Source organism: Paramylibacter ulvae, assembly GCF_014652655.1.
GTDB lineage: Bacteria > Pseudomonadota > Alphaproteobacteria > Rhodobacterales > Rhodobacteraceae > Amylibacter > Amylibacter ulvae.
In genome coordinates this window covers 1-19,266 of the sequence record NZ_BMZF01000009.1, presented here as the reverse complement: position 1 = coordinate 19,266, position 19,266 = coordinate 1, and the positions used below count along the sequence as shown (strand labels likewise).

General features: G+C 48.5%; 17 protein-coding genes. 7 read left to right on the top strand and 10 right to left on the bottom strand.

Going from position 1 to position 19,266, the window contains the following annotated elements:
* Positions 1 to 17: 17 nt before the first annotated feature.
* Both IE094_RS13205 and IE094_RS13200 read right to left on the bottom strand, forming a co-directional pair.
* Positions 18 to 1,331, bottom strand: coding sequence for an HlyD family type I secretion periplasmic adaptor subunit (locus IE094_RS13205; RefSeq protein WP_189641187.1), 1,314 nt, complete (start codon positions 1,329 to 1,331; stop codon positions 18 to 20).
* Positions 1,324 to 3,153, bottom strand: coding sequence for a type I secretion system permease/ATPase (locus IE094_RS13200; RefSeq protein ID WP_189641186.1), 1,830 nt, complete (start codon positions 3,151 to 3,153; stop codon positions 1,324 to 1,326). Before IE094_RS13200 ends, IE094_RS13205 begins: the two co-directional genes overlap by 8 nt.
* Before the next feature lie 211 nt (positions 3,154 to 3,364).
* On the opposite strand from IE094_RS13200, the gene IE094_RS13195 reads away from it, so the two are divergent.
* Together IE094_RS13195 and IE094_RS13190 are read left to right on the top strand one after the other, a co-directional pair.
* A complete protein-coding gene (locus IE094_RS13195) occupies positions 3,365 to 4,102 on the top strand; it encodes an MlaA family lipoprotein (RefSeq protein WP_229802343.1) in 738 nt (245 codons plus the stop codon).
* Positions 4,089 to 4,697: an MlaC/ttg2D family ABC transporter substrate-binding protein gene (locus IE094_RS13190; protein ID WP_189641184.1), complete on the top strand. Its 609-nt coding sequence runs from the start codon at positions 4,089 to 4,091 to the stop codon at positions 4,695 to 4,697. The genes IE094_RS13195 and IE094_RS13190 overlap by 14 nt, the downstream gene beginning before the upstream one ends.
* Positions 4,698 to 4,700: 3 nt before the next feature.
* On the opposite strand, the gene IE094_RS13185 is transcribed toward IE094_RS13190, so the two are convergent.
* A complete protein-coding gene (locus IE094_RS13185) occupies positions 4,701 to 6,884 on the bottom strand; it encodes a transglycosylase domain-containing protein (protein ID WP_189641183.1) in 2,184 nt (727 codons plus the stop codon).
* Between the two features lie 253 nt (positions 6,885 to 7,137).
* On the opposite strand from IE094_RS13185, the gene IE094_RS13180 reads away from it, so the two are divergent.
* The 4 genes from IE094_RS13180 (at position 7,138) to IE094_RS13165 (ending at position 10,969) form a co-directional block, all read left to right on the top strand.
* The gene (locus tag IE094_RS13180) at positions 7,138 to 7,476 is read left to right on the top strand and encodes a P-II family nitrogen regulator (protein ID WP_189641182.1); all 339 of its coding nucleotides are present in this window, start codon (positions 7,138 to 7,140) and stop codon (positions 7,474 to 7,476) included.
* 23 nt (positions 7,477 to 7,499) lie between these two features.
* Positions 7,500 to 8,810: an ammonium transporter AmtB gene (amtB, locus tag IE094_RS13175; protein WP_189641181.1), complete on the top strand. Its 1,311-nt coding sequence runs from the start codon at positions 7,500 to 7,502 to the stop codon at positions 8,808 to 8,810.
* A gap of 252 nt (positions 8,811 to 9,062) precedes the next feature.
* Complete coding sequence (locus IE094_RS13170) at positions 9,063 to 10,106, top strand: calcium-binding protein (protein ID WP_189641180.1); 1,044 nt, start codon at positions 9,063 to 9,065, stop codon at positions 10,104 to 10,106.
* 104 nt (positions 10,107 to 10,210) lie between these two features.
* Entirely contained in the window at positions 10,211 to 10,969 is a 759-nt protein-coding gene (locus IE094_RS13165; protein WP_189641179.1) for a class II aldolase and adducin N-terminal domain-containing protein, read from the top strand.
* A 38-nt stretch (positions 10,970 to 11,007) separates the two neighbouring features.
* On the opposite strand, the gene IE094_RS13160 is transcribed toward IE094_RS13165, so the two are convergent.
* The 4 genes from IE094_RS13160 to IE094_RS13145 form a co-directional block, all read right to left on the bottom strand.
* Positions 11,008 to 11,814, bottom strand: coding sequence for a DUF533 domain-containing protein (locus IE094_RS13160; protein WP_189641178.1), 807 nt, complete (start codon positions 11,812 to 11,814; stop codon positions 11,008 to 11,010).
* A 115-nt stretch (positions 11,815 to 11,929) separates the two neighbouring features.
* Positions 11,930 to 12,241, bottom strand: coding sequence for a YciI family protein (locus IE094_RS13155; RefSeq protein WP_189641177.1), 312 nt, complete (start codon positions 12,239 to 12,241; stop codon positions 11,930 to 11,932).
* On the bottom strand, positions 12,234 to 12,689 hold the full coding sequence (locus IE094_RS13150) for an SRPBCC family protein (RefSeq protein ID WP_189641176.1): 456 nt from the start codon (positions 12,687 to 12,689) through the stop codon (positions 12,234 to 12,236). The genes IE094_RS13155 and IE094_RS13150 overlap by 8 nt, the downstream gene beginning before the upstream one ends.
* Positions 12,686 to 13,012: an ArsR/SmtB family transcription factor gene (locus IE094_RS13145; RefSeq protein ID WP_189641175.1), complete on the bottom strand. Its 327-nt coding sequence runs from the start codon at positions 13,010 to 13,012 to the stop codon at positions 12,686 to 12,688. The genes IE094_RS13150 and IE094_RS13145 overlap by 4 nt, the downstream gene beginning before the upstream one ends.
* A gap of 109 nt (positions 13,013 to 13,121) precedes the next feature.
* Between IE094_RS13145 and IE094_RS13140 the strand changes: the two genes are divergently transcribed.
* Positions 13,122 to 13,991: a DMT family transporter gene (locus tag IE094_RS13140; protein WP_189641174.1), complete on the top strand. Its 870-nt coding sequence runs from the start codon at positions 13,122 to 13,124 to the stop codon at positions 13,989 to 13,991.
* Positions 13,992 to 14,079: 88 nt separating this feature from the next.
* Here the strand turns inward: IE094_RS13140 and IE094_RS13135 are convergent, their stop codons facing one another.
* From IE094_RS13135 to IE094_RS13125, 3 genes are all read right to left on the bottom strand, one after another.
* The gene (locus IE094_RS13135) at positions 14,080 to 17,355 is read right to left on the bottom strand and encodes an error-prone DNA polymerase (protein ID WP_189641173.1); all 3,276 of its coding nucleotides are present in this window, start codon (positions 17,353 to 17,355) and stop codon (positions 14,080 to 14,082) included.
* Positions 17,352 to 18,812: a Y-family DNA polymerase gene (locus tag IE094_RS13130; RefSeq protein WP_189641172.1), complete on the bottom strand. Its 1,461-nt coding sequence runs from the start codon at positions 18,810 to 18,812 to the stop codon at positions 17,352 to 17,354. The genes IE094_RS13135 and IE094_RS13130 overlap by 4 nt, the downstream gene beginning before the upstream one ends.
* A partial coding sequence (locus IE094_RS13125) for an ImuA family protein (RefSeq protein WP_189641171.1) occupies positions 18,742 to 19,266 on the bottom strand: 525 nt, incomplete at its 5' end. The genes IE094_RS13130 and IE094_RS13125, both read right to left, overlap by 71 nt.

The window sequence follows — 19,266 nt, the reverse complement described above, 5'->3', positions numbered from 1 at the left end:
AGCCAAAATTACGGCGATCAGTTTTCGCGAAATGCGCGATTAAAATAATCGGCAAGCGGTTTGATCAGGTAACTTACAGGTGTGCGCTCATCGGTTTTTATGAATGCTTCGACGGGCATACCTGGCAATAATTCAACATCACCCAATTTTTCCAATTCACCCTCTTTGGGCAAAATATCCGCGGAATAATATGACACCCCTGTGATTTCATCTTGAAACACGTCTGCGGAAACACGTGCAACGGTGCCATAAATTTCTGGTGTTGTACGCAAATCAAACGTTGAAAACCGCAAGGCGGCCTCTTGTCCGATATGAACTTGATCAACATGAATTGCTTCGACCTTGCTTTGGATTACGAATGGTTGATCTTGTGGGATAATATACATAATCGGATCGGCCGCGCGCACAACGGATCGCAGGGCGAATACCTGCATCCCGTAAACCACACCCGCAACGGGTGCGCGTACATCCAACCGCGACAGGGTTTCGCGCGCACTGAACAATTGATCAATAAACTCTAATTCGCGCACTTCCATTTCGCGCAACTCTGAAATCGCTTGTTCGCGCTGTGCGGTACCAAGGCGTAAGATTTGGATATCGGTTTCAATCATCTGTGCAGCACCACCAGCAATCGCCGATTGCAATTCACCAACCGTGCCCTGCAATCGCGCCAATTCGCGTTGTAATGATAATACGCGGGTGGCTTGCGCCAATCCTTTGGCCAGCAAATCTTGTTGGTCTTTCAACTCCAATTCGACGAACTCAATTTGTTTTTCGGTTGAAGCTAATTGCGCTTCTGTTCCGCCAATTTGAATTTTGATCTGACCTTTACGCTCTTCAAGCTGTTGTTCCTCTTTTTGCATCGACTCGCGTTGTGCAAAAAACAATCGACGCTGTCCTTCGACGATATCGTTTACCTCTGGTTTTTGGTTTGCTCGTTCCAACAGAGATTTTGGAAACGAAATCGTTTCTTGTTCGTCTTGCATTGCTGTTAATCGTGCTTTTCTTGCCGACACTTCGGCAAGTTGGCTTTCGATCAGCGCGATTTGGGAACTTAAAAACCGATCGTCAAAACGGATCAATACATCACCAGCATCGACGCTGTCGCCATCTTTGACATTGATTTGTCCAACCACGCCACCTTCGGGGTGTTGCACGATCTGGCGAAAGCTTTCGACTTGGATCAGGCCGCTGGCGACGATTGCGCCCGCTATTTTGGTAATGTTGCCCCAAACGCCAAGACCAACAACCAAAACAAGAATTGCACTAAAACCTGCCAAAACTGGTTTTTTTGCTGACCAACCTGACGCGGTTTCCACAGGATTAGTCATCTTTTGGCTCCTTGTTCAACGCGTCACTTAAAATCATTGGTTTGATCTTTTTGTATTCTCGTGGCGATTGTGGCTTTTCAGGTTTCGCTGATCGCGGGCGCGCCAAACCTTGCGCGATTTGATTGGCGTTTTGTACATTCGCCTTGAGTACTTCGTCGCGCGGGCCAAATGCCTTGGGCGTGCCGCCCTCCAGTATCAATAACGTATCACATTCCGCGATGGCCGCTGGGCGATGAGCCATAATGATCACTGATTTACCATTTCGTTTCATTTGATGAATGGCGTTATTCAACGCGTCCGAACCAACGCTATCCAAATTTGAATTGGGCTCATCAAGTACGAGCAGAACCGGATCGCCATATAATGCCCGCGCCAGCCCAAGCCGTTGCCGCTGGCCACCAGACAGCTTGCCGCCAAATGCGCTTAACACCGTGTTATACCCATCTGGTTGTTGCAAAATCATTTCATGTGCCCCTGCTTTTTGCGCCGCCTCGATGACCTTTGCGTCATCGGGCGCAACAGACATACGTGCGATATTCTCCGCAATTGTTGCGTTAAACAGTGTCACATTTTGGGGCAGATATCCGATATACTGACCAAGCGTATCGGGTTCATATTGATCGAGCGCAGCACCATCAAGACGGATTTTACCCGAACTGGGCGGCCAGATACCTGTGATAACACGTGCAAGGCTGGATTTACCCGCAGCACTTGGTCCGATCACCCCCATCGCCTGTCCTGGTTGAACACGAAAAGACACCATGCGCAGGCTGGGTTCACGTTCACCTGGGGGGAACACCGTTAAATTTTGCGCCTCTAGCATTGCTTTTGGTACGGGCAGAATTGTACGCGCTTGTTGCACAGGCACGGTCTGCAACAAGCGTGACAGATTATGCCAACCGTCCTTTGCCTGTAACACCAGTGGCCATTGCCCAATTGCCAATTCAATTGGTGCCAAGGCACGCCCCATTAAAATAGACCCCGCGATCATTGCACCGGGTGTCATTTCTCCCTGCAAAACCAAATACGCGCCCAACCCAAGCATGGCCGATTGCAACAGCAAGCGGAAAGATTTGGAAAATGACGTGAAAAAACCAGTAAGATCAGACGATGAAATTGACGACTTCAGTGCCGCATCGCGCGATTTTTTCCACCGCGTCAAAACCGCATCGCGCATTCCCAAACCTTCGACGGATTCAGCGTCTTCGCGCACGGCTTCGGCAAAATGATCAGCGATTGCCGCTTGTTGTTGTGATTCAATCACGCCTTTTTTCGTCACCAATTGGTTGATCACAGTCATTGCAATCAACAGCGCCCCGCCAGACATCGCAAGAATGCCCAACCACGGGTGGAACAGGAAAATCGCGGCTGCAAAAATTGGTGTCCACGGGATATCACAAATCGCGAACAGTGCAGGTGATGATAAAAACCGTTGAACATAGCTTAGATCACGTAAGCCTGTTTTTGGCACACCTTGTTGTTCAGGAACTTTTGCCGATTTCAAAACCGCATCAAAAACCCGTGCATCAAGACGTGATTGAAACCGCGCCGCCACGCGCCCCAAAACGCGCCCTCGCGCCCAATCAAGTACCCCCATCAAAACATACAGAACAACAACCAGCACCATCAATGCGGTCAGTGTTTCCTCTGATCTGCTACCAAGCACACGATCGTAAACCTGCAACATAAACAGCGGCCCCGTGAGCATCAGCAAATTCACGAACACACTGAAAACCCCAACGGTCAGGAATAAAATGCGGCTCTCGCGGCGCACAGAACGCAATTCGTTCAAACCTGTTGGATAAATGTTTTTTTCAACCATCGTGAATTACCCCATCATTCGTGCACGAGTTTCGCATAATTTATCAATATACCCTATTAGAAAAGTGTGAATCGACACTGTTTGTAGGTTTAGCCCTGATATAAGGTAATTCTTGCTCTGTTCACAATTCGCAGCGCATCAATGGACTTTCGCGTGTTGGGCAACTATGTAGACAAAAAAATCGAGTGGACGAATGTTGAAATTTAAAAATTTGAGTAATTCCTTTATTACAAAGCTACCCATTGCGGCAACGATTATCGCTGTTTCCGCCTGTTCAGACAACCCAACAGGCAGCACAATTGTTGACCCCTACGAGGCCGACAACCGCAAAGCACACGCATTTAACAAGGCTGTGGATAAGGCATTGTTTAAACCAGCAGGTGAATCTTATGGTAATTTAATGACGGAGCAAGATGATATGATCATCAATAACGTCGTTGAAAACCTATCCACACCGAAAAAGGCTGTGAACAATTTGCTGCAAGCCAATTTGGAAGGCTTTGTTGAAAACACGCTACGTTTTTCGATTAACAGCACGCTTGGCCTGTTTGGTTATTTCGACGTTGCCGCCCAAGATTTTGGTCTGCCAGCGCGCCATACTGATTTTGGTCAAACCCTACACAAATGGGGATTTGGCGAAGGGCGTTACCAAGAACTACCATTACTTGGCCCAAGCACGGGGCGTGATACCGTTGGTTTTGTCGCCGATATTTTTCTTGATCCTGTGGGTGCCGTTACATCCCCAGCTGTCAGTCTCGGTATCAGTACCGTGAAAGGTATCGAATTTGTCGGTGATCGGCATACATACGCCGATTTGATCGACGGTGTTCTGTATGAATCAGAAGACAGCTATGCTGCATCACGAATCTACTACTTGCAAAACCGTCGTTTCTTTTTAAATGGCGGTATATCAGAGGCCGATTTGGAGGACCCCTATGCAGACGAATAACAATCTAAACCGTCGCGGTTTTATTATCGCTGGCTCCGCAACCGTCCTTGGCACGGCTGCCCCTAGTTTTGCAATTTCAAGCGGCTCTGCCGAAAGCTTGGTCAACGGGCTGGTCGCCGAGGTTTTGAAAACCGTAAACGCATCAATGTCAGACAATGCGCGTTTTGCAAAATTTGAACAAATCTTTGCGCGTTACGCAGATGTGCCGCTAATTGCGCGCAAGTCATTGGGCCCAGCATATCAATCCGCCAGCAAATCCCAACAAGCAGCATATGTAGATGCGTTTAAGGGTTATATGGCACGATCGTATGGTGGACGTTATTTCAAACAATTCATCGGCGCAGAAATCAAAGTCACAAAATCCAAGAAAATTTCTGGCGGATATTTGGTCGACAGTTCGGTAAAAACCAAAGGCGGCACACCGTTTTTGACGCAATGGCATGTGATTGATGCCCGCGGAACAGATAAAATGTACAATATTTTTGTCGAAGGTGTTTCAATTTTAACCGACACACGCACACAAATTGGCTCAATGCTGGATTCACGTGGCGGCAATATTGATAAGCTGATCGCGTACCTTAAAACAGCGCGCTAAACGCTAGTTTTTCTTTTTCAGCGAATTTAGAATTTGATTGAGGATGTTCTCTGCATCATCCTCAATTTTTTTCATCCGTTTATCCAGTTTCTTTTCAAACTTCTCAAATGGCTTTTCCGCTGTTTGACGTTTTTCTTGACGCGGTGCGGGTGTTGCGATTTCGGGCTCTGGAACGGTTGGTGGTTCGATGGGGCGGATCATATTCAATGGCGTTGCGGGCATCCCCTCATGCACACGCAACATTGTTTCTTTCCAAATTTCTGCGGGCAAACCACCGCCCGTAACACCGCTTAGCTTTGAATTGTCATCATAGCCCATCCAAACGCCTGCAACATAATCACCGGTGAACCCGATAAACCACGCATCACGTGCGGAATTTGTTGTCCCCGTCTTACCAGCCACTTCGCGATCATCCAGTTTTGCACGCCGCCCCGTGCCCGTTTCAACCACTTGGTTCATCATATAAACCAATTGTTCTGCGGCGCGATCGTTAATCACGCGCACCCCTGTGCCACCCGATTTACCCAATAATGGTTCAGGATCGCCCTGAATCGTTAGCGCAGTCAAACCATAGGGAACCGCCAGACGTCCACTGTTTAATATGCCAGCATATGCACCTGTCATTTCCAACAAAGTTGATTCTGATGCACCCAGCGCCAGCGCAGGCCCCGGTGCCAAATCACGGTTGATGCCAAAATCATGCGCAACCGCTTCGACACGCTTGCGCCCAATATCCTCTGAAATGCGCACAGCAGTGGTGTTAATTGATTTGGCCAATGCGGTCGTAAGTGTGGTTTCCCCCAAATAATTCCCTTTTAGGTAATTATCAGGCGTCCATGGTCCTGATCCTGGGATATCAATGGTGATTGGCGCATCCAAAACAACGCTGTCATATTGATAGCCAGATTCTAGCGCCGCGGCATAAACAAAGGTTTTAAAAGCAGAACCCGTTTGGCGCAGCGCCTGTGTTGCGCGGTTAAATGACCCTTCGGCACCAGTGTGGCGGCCGCCAACCATCGCACGAACAGCGCCATCCTTGGACAGAACCACAATGGCGGCTTGGGCTTTTGAACCTTTTCTGACCTTTTCTTCGAAGATATATTTCAAAGCATCTTCGGCGGATTTTTGGATGCGTTTATCAAAGGTCGTTTTGATAACCACATCTTGTTTGGCATCCTTGATAATAAATTCGGGGGCCGCTTCCATCACCCAATCGGCGAAATACCCGCCCGCGCGTTCACGTGCCACATCGGACAATTGCGCGGGGTTGGTGCGTGCATCATCTGCTTGTGATTTGGTCAGGTATCCTTGTGCTTCCATCAAACCGATAATCAAATTTGCGCGTTCTTGTGAACGTTCCAAATTACGGGTTGGCGCGTAACGAGTCGGCGCCTTTAACAGGCCTGCCAACATTGCGGCCTCTGCGGGATTTACTTCGCGCGCAGATTTACCAAAATACCGCTGGCTTGCTGCTTCGAACCCATTGGTGCCTGAACCCAGATACGCACGGTTCAGATAGATCGCCAAGATTTCGTCCTTGGTGTACTTCAGTTCCATCGCCAATGACATTGGAACCTCTTTCAATTTGCGCGTCTTACTTGGCAAATCTAAAAAATAGGCGTCTTTGGTAACCTGTTGTGTAATTGTTGAACCACCATGGCCGTCCAATGCGGACCGTCCTTCTCGCAGGTTAGTACGAATGGCACCTGCGATGCCGCGTGGGCTGATCCCAAAATGGCGATAGAACCGTTTGTCCTCTGTCGCAATCACAGCATTTCGTAGATGCGGGGAAATCGTATCGGGTTCGACCAACCCGCCAAATTGATCGCCGCGCCACGCAAATGTTTTCCCTTGATGATCCAACATGGTCACAGACCCGCGCTGGCGTTCATCCATCAAACCACTGGCGTCGGGCAGATTACGATAATCAATTGCAACAAACCCGCCCAAAACCAATCCAAAAACCAACGCAAATCTGCTGGTCGTCCACCAAACCAGACGACCAACCGCACGTAAACTGCGCACAATGAACCCAGCCTTTTTCACAGGCTTGCGTTTACGCTTGGCACTGCTGCGCGTTGATTTCGCTGGCGTAGGTTTGCTTGGTTTCTTTTTGGATGCCTTTGGGTCTGGAAAGTGCCGTTTGGGCGCTACCAGTTTATGTTTATCCTTGGAACCGTTCGTCATCTGCTCGTCGCCTTTTTCAGGTCTATTGGTGAAAGATAGTCTGTCTGAGTCGGTTTGTGGAGTAGCAACGCAAAGTTATTTTCAATCGTTGTATGTCTATTTTTTAATCAAAAATGTATGTTAGGTTAAAAATTAGGCAAATTGAGCCATTGCCATTAGTTTTTTGCCTCATTTCGTTGATGTGCCCGCTCTTTCGCCGTTTTTGTATCCTCATTGCGATACGCGGAAAACCGCGTTTGGAAACGAGGGAAACATGAAACTAGTAATAGCAACGATCAAACCGTTCAAGCTGGAAGAGGTGCGCGAAGCACTTTCTGCTGCTGGCGTGACAGGGATGATGGTCACTGAAATCAAAGGTTATGGCACACAATCTGGCCACACCGAAATTTATCGCGGCGCCGAATATGCCGTAAATTTTGTTCCAAAAATCCGACTGGATATTGTTGTGACCGACAGCGCAGTTGACGCCGTTGTCACTACCATCGAAAGCGCCGCGAAAACTGGAAAAATCGGTGACGGGAAAATTTTTGTTCTGAACGTAGAACAAGCAGTTCGGGTTCGCACAGGCGAATCTGGCGAAGACGCTGTTTAAACGGCACACGAAGGGAAAATGAAATGAAACGACTTACTCTTGGTCTCGCTGCAACGCTTACCGCAATTCCTGCGGTCGTGTTTGCAAATGACGCCCCCGCTGATCTGATTGAAACAGGTTACATCCTAACAACGCTGTTGTTTTTGATGGGTGGCTTTATGGTGTTTTGGATGGCCGCCGGTTTTGCCATGTTGGAAGCGGGTCTTGTCCGTTCCAAAAACGTAACAATGCAGCTAACAAAAAACATGGGGCTGTTTAGCCTTGCGTGTATCTTCTACTACCTACTTGGCTATAACCTAATGTACCCAGGTGATGGTTGGTCAATTGACGGCGTGCTTGGTGCGTTTTCAGTAACATCACTGGAACCAGTTGGTCTTGCTGCAAGTGATGCGGCATTGGATTATGCATCTACCGGCTCTGACTTTTTCTTTCAGTTGATGTTCTGTGCCGCGACCGCATCAATCGTATCAGGTGCTGTTGCTGAACGTATCAAACTTTGGCCGTTCCTTGCATTTGTTATCGTTTTGACAGCTGTGATTTACCCAATCCAAGCATCTTGGAAATGGGGCGGTGGTTTCTTGGATGCCGCTGGCTTCTTGGATTTCGCTGGTTCAACTGTTGTACACTCTGTTGGTGGCTGGGCTGCTCTGGCTGGTGCTTTGATCTTGGGGCCACGTATTGGTAAATACACAAAAGACGGTCGTGTTGTTCCATTCTTGGGTTCAAACTTGCCATTGGCAACATTGGGTACATTCTGCTTGTGGTTGGGTTGGTTTGGTTTCAACGGCGCATCACAATTGGCGATGGGTACTGTTGGCGACGTAACTGACATCTCTCGTATCTTTGCGAATACAAACGCGGCTGCGGCTGCCGGCGCTATCGCGGCATTGATCTTGACACAGTTGATCTACAAAAAAGCCGACCTTACGATGATCTTGAACGGTTCATTGGCTGGCTTGGTTGCAATCACTGCGGAACCATTAACACCTTCTTTGACAGGTGCGACATTGATCGGTGCCATCGGTGGTGTGATCGTTGTGTTCGGCGTTCCATTGCTCGACAAACTCAAAATCGACGATGTTGTTGGTGCTATCCCTGTTCACTTGTTCGCAGGTATCTGGGGTACGATTGCTGTTGTTTTCACAAACGGCGATGCATCACTGGGCACACAGCTTTATTCAATCATCGTTGTCGGTCTGTTCGTATTCATCACATCATCGGTTCTTTGGTTCATTTTGAAAATGACCGTTGGCATCCGTGTTGGTGAAGAAGAAGAAATCACAGGCTTGGACGTATCTGAATTGGGTATGCCTGCTTACGATATCGTAAAATAATTTCCCGGGGATAGCGATCTATCCTCCACCTGACCGGCCCTTTGGGGCCGGTTTTTTTGTTCTATAAAGTGTGACGCACATCACTATACCCAAAGTGTGATCACTGTTACCGTTCTTGGATAACTAGATATATTTTAGCGTAACAATTTCAATTTTCATTCAAAATATCACAGTATGTATTTTTGAGCTTTCCGCGCGGATTATTTATTTTCGCCAAGTCTTAATTTTCGCTGTGATCGTACAGGGGAAACTATGACAACGTTTACTTTTCAAGGCGTATCGACAAACTCCACGACGCCAATCGCCACATTAACAATTGTAACAAGCGCCGCTGACAGCGTGTTTAGCTACACGGGAGCTGGGGGAATTGGAGACCCCGTTACCTTCGATTATTCAAATGCTTACGATGTCACTCTGGAATACAACGGCACACTTTATACTTTCGAAGAGGTTGTTGCATCAAATTTTTATATGTTTGAAACGCAATGGGCGAATGGCCCAACAACAATCGCGGGTATTCAAATAGGTGGGAACGCCATCGCTTTTTCCATTTCTGGCACTTTTTTGAACGATTTTTCCTTATCATCTGCTGAAACATCCGCCGGAGGCATTTTTGCGCCCGACACCGATTTTACTTTTGCGCAAAGCGATTACACTTCCATTACAGAAAATGACGTGATCGAAGGAAGCAACCAATCAGAGGTTTACGAAACCACATTGGGTGATGATACGATTAACAGCAGAGGTGGCGACGACACCATAATGGGTGGCGGCGGCGATGATGTTGTTAATTCCGGTCGCGGCAACGATCGTATTGAAGGGGGCGCTGATCAGGATTTGTTGCGCGGCGGCCAAGGCAATGATTTCATCTATGGTGGCGACGGTTTGGATCGCATGATTGGCGGTAGTGATAATGACCTATTACATGGCGGCGATGACAAAGATGTCATGTATGGAGGAAGCGGTAACGACGATGTTGTCGGACAAGATGGCAATGATCGTTTGTTTGGTGGCGATGGTGGCGATCATATGAACGGTGGCAAAGGCAACGATGTGCTCGCGGGAGGCATCGGAGCCGGTGATATATTCTACTTTTACTTAAATGATGGATCAGATCGGATATTGGATTTTGAAACTGGCCTTGATCGAATAAGATTTGTTGGTACTGGATTAGAATTTGATGATCTTGATATTTCGGGGCGCGGGACCGATACGGTCATTCGTTATGGCGATTCAAGAATTGTGCTCAAAGATGTTGATGTCGATGACATCATGCCAGAAGATTTCGGGTTCTAAATAGGCATTAATAAGTCGCATTGAAGCTCGCCATTTATGGCGAGCTTTGGTTACATTAAATGGTAAACCGGCCCGATATTTTTGCACATTGGCAAAGGGGAAATATGACAAATATCATAACGCAGCTCACCAATCTGCCTTACCAGCAGCAACGCATTGACCTTGCCGCGGCGTTTCGTTGGACGGCGCGATTGAACATGCACGAAGCGGTGGCCAACCATTTTTCATTAGCGGTGAATGACGACGGCACACAGTTTCTGATGAATCCAAATCAGATGCATTTTTCACGGATCAAAGCATCTGACATGTTGTTGATTGATGCGAATGACCCAGAAACACTACATGGGCCCAATGCACCCGATCCAACCGCTTGGGGATTACACGGAGCAATTCATCGCCATTGTCCTCATGCACGATGCGCCATTCACGTACACTCAATTCACGCCACTGTATTGGCAAGCCTTGCGGACAGCCGCCTTTTACCCATTGATCAAAACACAGCGACATTTTTCAACCGATATGTCATTGATGAACATTACGGTGGGCTTGCCTTTGAAGAAGAGGGCGAACGTTGCGCCGAATTGTTCCAAGATCCAAATAAGAAAGTCATGATCATGGGCAATCACGGCGTCATGGTCATTGGCGATACGGTCGCGGATACATTTAATCGAATGTATTATTTTGAACGCGCTGCAGAAACATATATTCGCGCATTACAAACAGGTCAGCCATTGCGCGTATTATCGGATGACATCGCAGAAAAAACCGCACGCGAACTTGAAGAATACCCTGAACAAGGTGATCGCCATTTGGCAGAGCTAAAAGCGATACTGGATGAAGAAGGCGCGAATTACGCGCATTAAAAAACGTGCCGCGCAAACATGTGCGGCACGTCAGAAAATTATGCATATAGCGGCTGAACACCCAGCATTTGATGAATTTGGTTCACTTGCTGTTTGCCAATGTTCATCGCATTTGCAAGATCGTTCAAATATTGCGCTTCGTTTTGGTTATCCAAATTAATGCCCATCAATGACATCATGTAAACTTGTTGCTCCATGCCATTTGGCACATCAGCGGCAAGACCACGGATATCAATGCCGCGGTTCATCTCAGCGTTCACAAAGTTAATTTCGTCTTGGTCAAGATCACCAAGATGTTGCAACAACTGCTGTTTCTCGGTCTCATCAACGCTGCCGTCGGCCTTTGCTGCCTGCAACATCGCACGGATCATCAGGCCTGCTGCGGCTTCTTCTTTTTGGCTTGGCTTTTCTTGAACATTGCCGAGCCCACCCGCGCTTCCGCTAAGCGCATCATTCAACATGCCGCCCAAACCACCAGCCGCAGAACCCGCGCCCAATTGACCCAGCAAACCACCCAGGCCACCAGCACCAGCACCAGCACTAGATGCACCGCCACCAAGCTGACCTAATATATCGCCAATTCCACCTGCGGATTTACCGCCACCCAATTGACCCAGCAAATCACCGATACCACCGCCCGTGCTGGCACTGGTTGTGCCACCAGTTTGACCACCAGTAATGCTTTCCATGATGCCTTCAAGCCCTGTTGATTGGCCCGATGCGGATCCACCAAACACGCTTCCACCACCTGACTTCGCAGCACCACCGCCACCGATTACACTTTTGACTCCACGCGCGACGGCGTAACCAACTGCAAGTTTTGCAAGCGTTCCAACTAGGCTCATAAGAAATCCTCCAAGATAAATGAGTTACCAAGAATATAGGAACGCCAGCCCCATCTGCAAAGGGCACAGAGCCTATTCATAAGGAAATATCTGCGCATCGGTGCTGTTGATGTGGTTACATTTCAATGATTTCAGCGACTTCGATGCTTCCACCTTCGTCATTGATCGGGCAACCTTTTGCGATTTCACAGGCTTCTTCGATGGTTTTCGCGGAAACGATTGTAAATCCAGACGTCGGATTAGAACCACCATTATCGGCAATACCGCTCGCGCTCACGGTTTTAGACATGCCAACTGGATTCCCCGGATTCGAAAATTGTGATTGGTGTTTATCCATCCAAGCCTGCCATTTTGCCATCATCTGTTCGCCCTCTTCGGGCGTTTCGGGATGTTTGCCACCGTGATATACATAAAGAAATTCAGACATGTTGTTCCTCCTGTGTTTGTCCAGCCATTGCATCAAGTTTGCGTAAACTGGATGTCCAGCCTTGGTTATGGTTTTGTGCAGATTCATCATCCGCCAATCCAGAATGGGTTAAGGTGAAATTCGTTCCACCCACACCATCATCTTTAACGTCCATTCGCACAACGCTCTCGTGGCCGCGTTGATCTTGATCATTGTGCCATGCCCATGTGAATTCCACGTAACGTGGTGGTGAAACTTTTTTCACAACACCTGACACTTTGAATTTCTGGCCTTGAGCGTTTTCCATAACCGTAACCCATTTACCAGATTGTGTAAGATCAAGTTCAAATTCAGGGCATGTCATGTTTTCTGGCCCCCACCATTTCAATAAATGTTCTGGACGGGTGATATAATCATACACAGTTATCGGGCTTATCGGAAAATTTTTTGTAATGATGAGTGGCTTCATTTTCTTTCCTTTTCTGCAAGCAACACTTGTTCCAATCGATCCACACTTGATTGCCAAAATTCTTGATGGCTGATCGTCCAATTATGAACTGCCATAATGGCCTGCGGGCGAACGCGATACATGCGACGTTGCGCATCGATGCGTTGTTCCACCACCCCCGCGTTGCGTAATATTTTCAAATGGCGTGAAATCGCAGGGCCAGACATATCTGCAACCTGTTGCAATGATCCCGCAGATGTTTCGCCATCCACAAGCAATTGATTCACAATCGCAAACCGCGTTGGATCAGACAGTGCCGCAAATGTTTTGTTTAAGCTTGGCATAAACTTTCCATTGTAAACTGTATTTAACAATACCGTTAAATAATGAAGAGTCAAATTATACTCGCTTCTGGCACGTCGCTCCGCTAGCGTTTCACAAAAACGAGAACTCATGCAAAATTCACAAAACACCAAAGGCGCGCTTCTTATGGCGGGATCTATGGCGGGCTTTGCCTTTAATGATGCCGCCATTAAACTTGGCGCCGCTGATATTGGTATTTATCAAGCCATTTTTGTACGCGGTGTTTTCGCATCCCTGTTAATAGGATTGTTTGCGTGGCGCATGGGTGCGTTTAAAATTCTACCAAATTCAACAGATTTGCGCTGGATCGCCTTGCGCACCCTTACCGAACTTGGGGCTACTTTTTGCTTTTTGACCGCTCTCTTGCATATGCCAATCGCGAATGTCACCGCAATTTTGCAAGCGCTTCCGCTAACCGTGAGCCTTGCAGCGGTCTGGTTGTTGAATGAAACCATCGGCTGGCGACGTGCGGGGGCCATTTTCATCGGGCTTGTCGGGGTGATGCTGATTATCAAACCTGGTACGGAAGGGTTTAACAGTTACGCAATATTGGCGATGGTTGCTGTGGTCTTTATTACATTTCGCGATCTGATTGTTCGGCAATTTTCAGATCAAGTGTCCACGTTATTTGTCAGCTTTGTCACCGCAATCGCGATTACATTTGCAGGGGCAATTGCGCTGATCATCACACATTCATGGCAACCAATGACATCGCAAACGTTGTTGTTACTGATGCTTGCATCCGTCTTAATTTTTGTAGGTTACTACTGTTCCGTCGCCGCAATGCGATTTGGCGAAGTCGCAATCGTTGCGCCATTTCGATATAGCATCATGATATGGGCCATTTTGCTGGGATGGATTATCTGGGATGAAACACCCGATTATTTGACACTGATCGGAATGGTTATTGTCGTTTCAATGGGTGTTTATACTTTCTGGCGCGAACGTGGAAGGCTCTAGGTGCGACGACACCAAATTCTAGCAGCCATTCAATTTTTCCTCGCAAATCAGATTTCTTTCATTCTCTCTGCTGCCCGCGGCATCACCATCAATGGAAATCTCTGCTTGGGAATAATCGCTTTGCCTGTTCACGCGGATGCATAGCGCGGGCAGGATAGCGTGTTTTTTTAGGTGTATCATCGGTACGGGCACCTTCGGTTTGGATTGCATCATCCATGGGATGCCCCAATTCTGTTAGCTTCGCAGACATATCGACGATGATCTCTGCGATTAAATGTACCACGATACCCTCACGCTGGATACGGCCTGTAACCTTGAGCAATCGTGCCCCCATGACGGCCCGACGAAACTGTTCATAGATTTTCGGCCAGACCACCACATTAGAAACGCCCGTTTCATCCTCTAGTGTCAAAAAAATTACACCCGATGCGGTACCAGGTCGTTGGCGTGTGATCACCAAACCGCAAACAGAATACCGCCCCAAGGGGATTTTCGCCAAGCGATTGTGGGTGGTAAGATCAGGAATATTTGAACGCAACATTTCCATTGGGTGGGCGCGCAGGCTAAGACGTGCGGCGACATAATCTTCTACGACCTCTTCGCCTAAATGCATGGCTGGCAGGTTGACCTGTGGTTCACAAATAGCCTCTCCGTCAATCGGGTCGTTGAACAAAGGCAAAGGCGTTTTGCTACGAATTGCTTTGACATCCCAAAGTGCCGCGCGCCGTGTCATTCCCATATCCGCAAATGCATCCGCTTGTGCCAAGCGTTCCAAAACCGCTGGAGCCACCCCCGCGCGCAGCCAAACAGTTTGTGGATCGCGATACCCATTGCCGCGCGCGGCAATAATCCAGCCCGCATCCTCTTCTTTTAGTCCTTTAATTTGGCGAAACCCTAACCGCAGAGCCAAACTGCCATCTGGGCATTTCTCTAACGTATTGTCCCAATCACTGTGGTTAATACAAATTGGCCGCACCTCAACCCTGTGTTCACGCGCATCACGCACGATCTGAGCAGGGGCGTAAAATCCCATAGGCTGTGAATTCAACAATGCACAGGCAAAAACCGCGGGATGGTGGCATTTCAACCACGCAGACACATAGGCCAACATCGCAAAGGCTGCTGCGTGGCTTTCGGGGAAACCATAATCAGCAAACCCTTCGATTTGAGAGAAACACTGGGCCGCAAATTCGGGGGCATACCCATTATCCAACATGCCTTGGATGAACCGCTCCTGAAATACACCAATGGTCCCCATACGGCGGAATGATGCCAAAGATCGGCGCAAACGATCCGCCTCTTCTGGTGTGAACCCTGCCGCAACAACAGCGATTTGCATTGCCTGCTCTTGGAACAATGGCACTCCAAGCGTTTTGCCCAACACGTCGCGCAACGCTTCGGAAGGGTAGCTAACCTTTTCCAATCCTTGGCGTCGTTTGACATAAGGTTGAACCATGCCCCCTTGGATTGGGCCCGGGCGCACGATCGCCACCTCGATGACCAGATCATAAAATGTGCGCGGCTTCATGCGCGGTAAAAAATTCATCTGAGCGCGGCTTTCGACCTGAAACACGCCCACGGCATCTGCCTTGCACAGCATATCATAGGTTGCGATATCCTCTTGGGGAACGTTGGCAATATTCAGATCAATGCCCGTATGGTTGCGCATCAATGCAAATGCCTTGCGAATACAACTAAGCATACCCAGCCCCAGCACATCAATCTTTAGAATGCCCAAGGCATCAATGTCATCCTTATCCCATTCAATGACAGTGCGGTCTTCCATCGCGGCATTTGCAATCGGGCTCAGTTCATCCAAGCGCCCCTTGGTGATAATGAAACCACCCACATGTTGCGACAGATGGCGCGGGAAACCGATGATTTCACCAATCAGGCGAATGGTTTGCATCAACCGACGATCCGTGGGGTCAAGCCCAAATTCGCGGATACGGTCCAGATCAACGCCCCCATTTGACATCCCCCAAATCTGGCTTGATAAACCAGCCGCCACATCTTGGGATAACCCCATAACCTTGCTCACCTCGCGAATGGCGGAACGTGTGCGAAAACGGATAACTGTCGCGCAAAGCCCTGCTCGGTGGCGACCATATTTTTTGTAAATCCACTGAATGACCTCTTCGCGACGCTCATGTTCAAAATCCACGTCGATGTCTGGTGGTTCACCGCGATATTTAGATACAAATCGTTCAAATACCATGGTGATCATATCAGGGCTCACATCTGTGATACCAAGCAGATAACACAAAATCGAATTGGCCGCAGAACCACGCCCTTGGCACAAAATACCTTGGGAGCGAGCGAATTGAACAATGTCATGAACCGTCAAGAAATACGCAGAAAACCCAAGATCCCGCACCAATGACAATTCTTTCTTCATCAGCGCATGTGCCCTGTCTGGGGCACCATTGGGATAACGGCATTTCATCCCCGCCCGCGCCAACCGTTCCAAACGCGCCTGAGGTAATTCCCCCTTGCCGATTTCATCGGGGTATTCATAAGATAATTCTGCCAAATCGAAACGGCATCGATCCGCTATTTCTTGTGTGCGCAGAATGGCGCTTGGACAATCGCGAAACAATCGCGCCATATCGCTGGCTGATTTAAGACGGCGCTCCGCATTTGCAAGCGCACGCGTGCCAATTTCGTCTATCCTAATATGGTCGCGCATACAGGTCACCACATCGGCCAATTGGCGTCGTTGCGCGCGATGCATCAAAACATCACCCACAGCCACCAGTGGTGTATTTGCCTTTTGCGCAAGGCGCGACAAGGCTTTCATACGTGACTGATCACGCCCATCATATCTGGGTGCCGCAGCTAAAAACACATGATTTGGGAATTTATTTTTCAGGGTTTTGATATCATTCAGAAACGGTTTCTGTCTGCCCTTGGGACATGCAATCAGGATCATCCCCGAACAACCATCGCGCATATCCGCGAGCGTTAGATGGCACTCTCCCTTCACTGCCCGCCGCTTCCCAAGCGTCAAAAGCCGCGTAAGCCGCTGATAAGCGGCCCGATCTGTTGGCAAGGAAATCCAATCCAACATACTATCTTGGATCACCAAACGACACCCTACAATCAGACGCGGTAAATGAATGGCATCGTTTGTCTCACCTCTGAGCTCCTTTAACGCAGTCCACGCCCGAACTACCCCAGCCAAAGAATTTTCATCTGTGATTGCAATGGCAGAAAGCCCTAATTCAGCGGCCCGTATGACATATTCTTCTGGATGCGACACACCTGTTAGAAACGTGAAATTGCTTGTGATAGATAGCTCAGCGTATCCAACACTATCTGTGTCTATTTCTATCGAATGATGGGGGGATTGGGACGTACTCATGCAAACTGTCCCTGCACAAACCACGCTGGTTTTTGTGGTGTATAAAACAACCACAACCGCCACCCTTCGCGTGTTTCCACACGCCAATAATCGCGCACGCCTGATCGCCAGTTTTCGTCATCTAACCACCATTCTGGGGCGATCCGTTCGGGCCCTGTGGCCTTGCCAGTGGTCAGTTGCATGCCCCGCCATTGAAATTTCTGTGGAGGTCTTGCGCCATTAGCCACAATTTGTTCTGGCGGAAACAGAACGATAGGGCGGGGATAAAGACAAACCCAAGGTTCGCTTGGTAACGAATAAGCAGCCAATGCGATGTTAAAACTGCGTTCGGGGATATGACTGTCAGCAGGTAAAAACCGATGGATATTTTCAATACCAATGCGTGTACCAATGCGGCTGATCAAATCGTCCAGTTCCCCTTTGTCACTGTTTTGCACATGGTTCGTCTGACGGGCAGGCAAGGGTTCCACCTGCACTGCCTCTAACCGAATTTTATCAATTCCATACCCAGCTTTAACCGCACCAATCCCGCGCTGAAACAACGATAAAATCCGCCTTGGATCCCGCAATGGGCTAGCCAAGCGTAATTCGACCTGTTGATGATCTTGGTCAACGCGATACACCGTAAGAACCAAAGTTCGTGCGCCTGCCTCTTGGTTCTCTAACTTTGGGCAAAGTTTATCCAGCAAACGACCCGTCGCCGCGATAACATCACGTTCCAATCCGATAGGATCGGGGAAACTGATCCGAACACCATAATGGGGCGGATTGGACAAGGGCGTAATATTTTCGACCTGATGGCCCAATGCTTGATCCACCCGCATCAAGACCTCGCGTCCAAAACGACGTGTCAATGTCGCACGAGGTATAGCAATCAAATCTGCTATCCTTCGCACCCCAAGGCGCGCAAGAGATACGATAATATCATCTGGCAACCGTAACGCCGCCACAGGCAACGATTCTAACGCGATATTGTTACCATTTGCATAATGCGTCAACGCCCAAGCCGCACCGCGCGTATCAGCGATGCTCAGCCGTGCTGAAACACCCGCACGATCCAAACGCATTTGCATATCAGCAAGCATCACCTCTTCGCTGCCGAATAAATGTGTTGACCCTGTTACATCTAAAACTAAACCATCCGAACCATCCAAACCGACCCATGGGCAATAACGCGTGGCCCAACGGCGCAAAATATGCAGGAATGCCTGATCGTTGACCGGGTCGGCGGGATGGCTTTGTAAGTTTGGACAAAACGCCCGCGCATCGGCATAGGGCATACCGCGATGCAAACCAGCCTTTTGGGCATCGTCATTTAGACAATACACCCGATTGGAATTATTCTGTTTCAATGTCAGAACCAAAGGCCCATCAATCATGCGCGACCTAAGAACCCGATCCGTTGCCAGTCGGGGAAACCAGATCGACACAATGCGCCGTTGAATTCCATCTAACATACCAAGACCCCAATGTTCCCGATTTGTTCTTAATAATATCCCAACGCTGTAGAGTCGAGTCATCTGGATCAAAGATCGCTGCTGCATGCCAACGGGTTTCTGCCACATTACTGCCCATACCATCTTGGATAAGACCCAAACCTAATGTTTGTCCAGCTTGTGCCGCCAATTGTAAACGCCTCGCCGCAGTCAGGCTGATGGGTTTTGTAAGCTCATAAATAACCATTTGAACCGCTGTCGAACGAAGCGTTTCTTCGGCCACGGCTAAAACATCAATCTGGGTCTTAGCATATACCATTAGAATGCGTCTGGGATCGAATATATTGGCAAATCCACTAGGATTTAAGATGTTGCTGCGATGGTTTTCTCGCACATATATTACGGTGTTTGGTATCTGTGCTGCTAGCATAAAGGCAAATGTATTTTTCGCGGTGCCACAAACCTCATGTGCGCG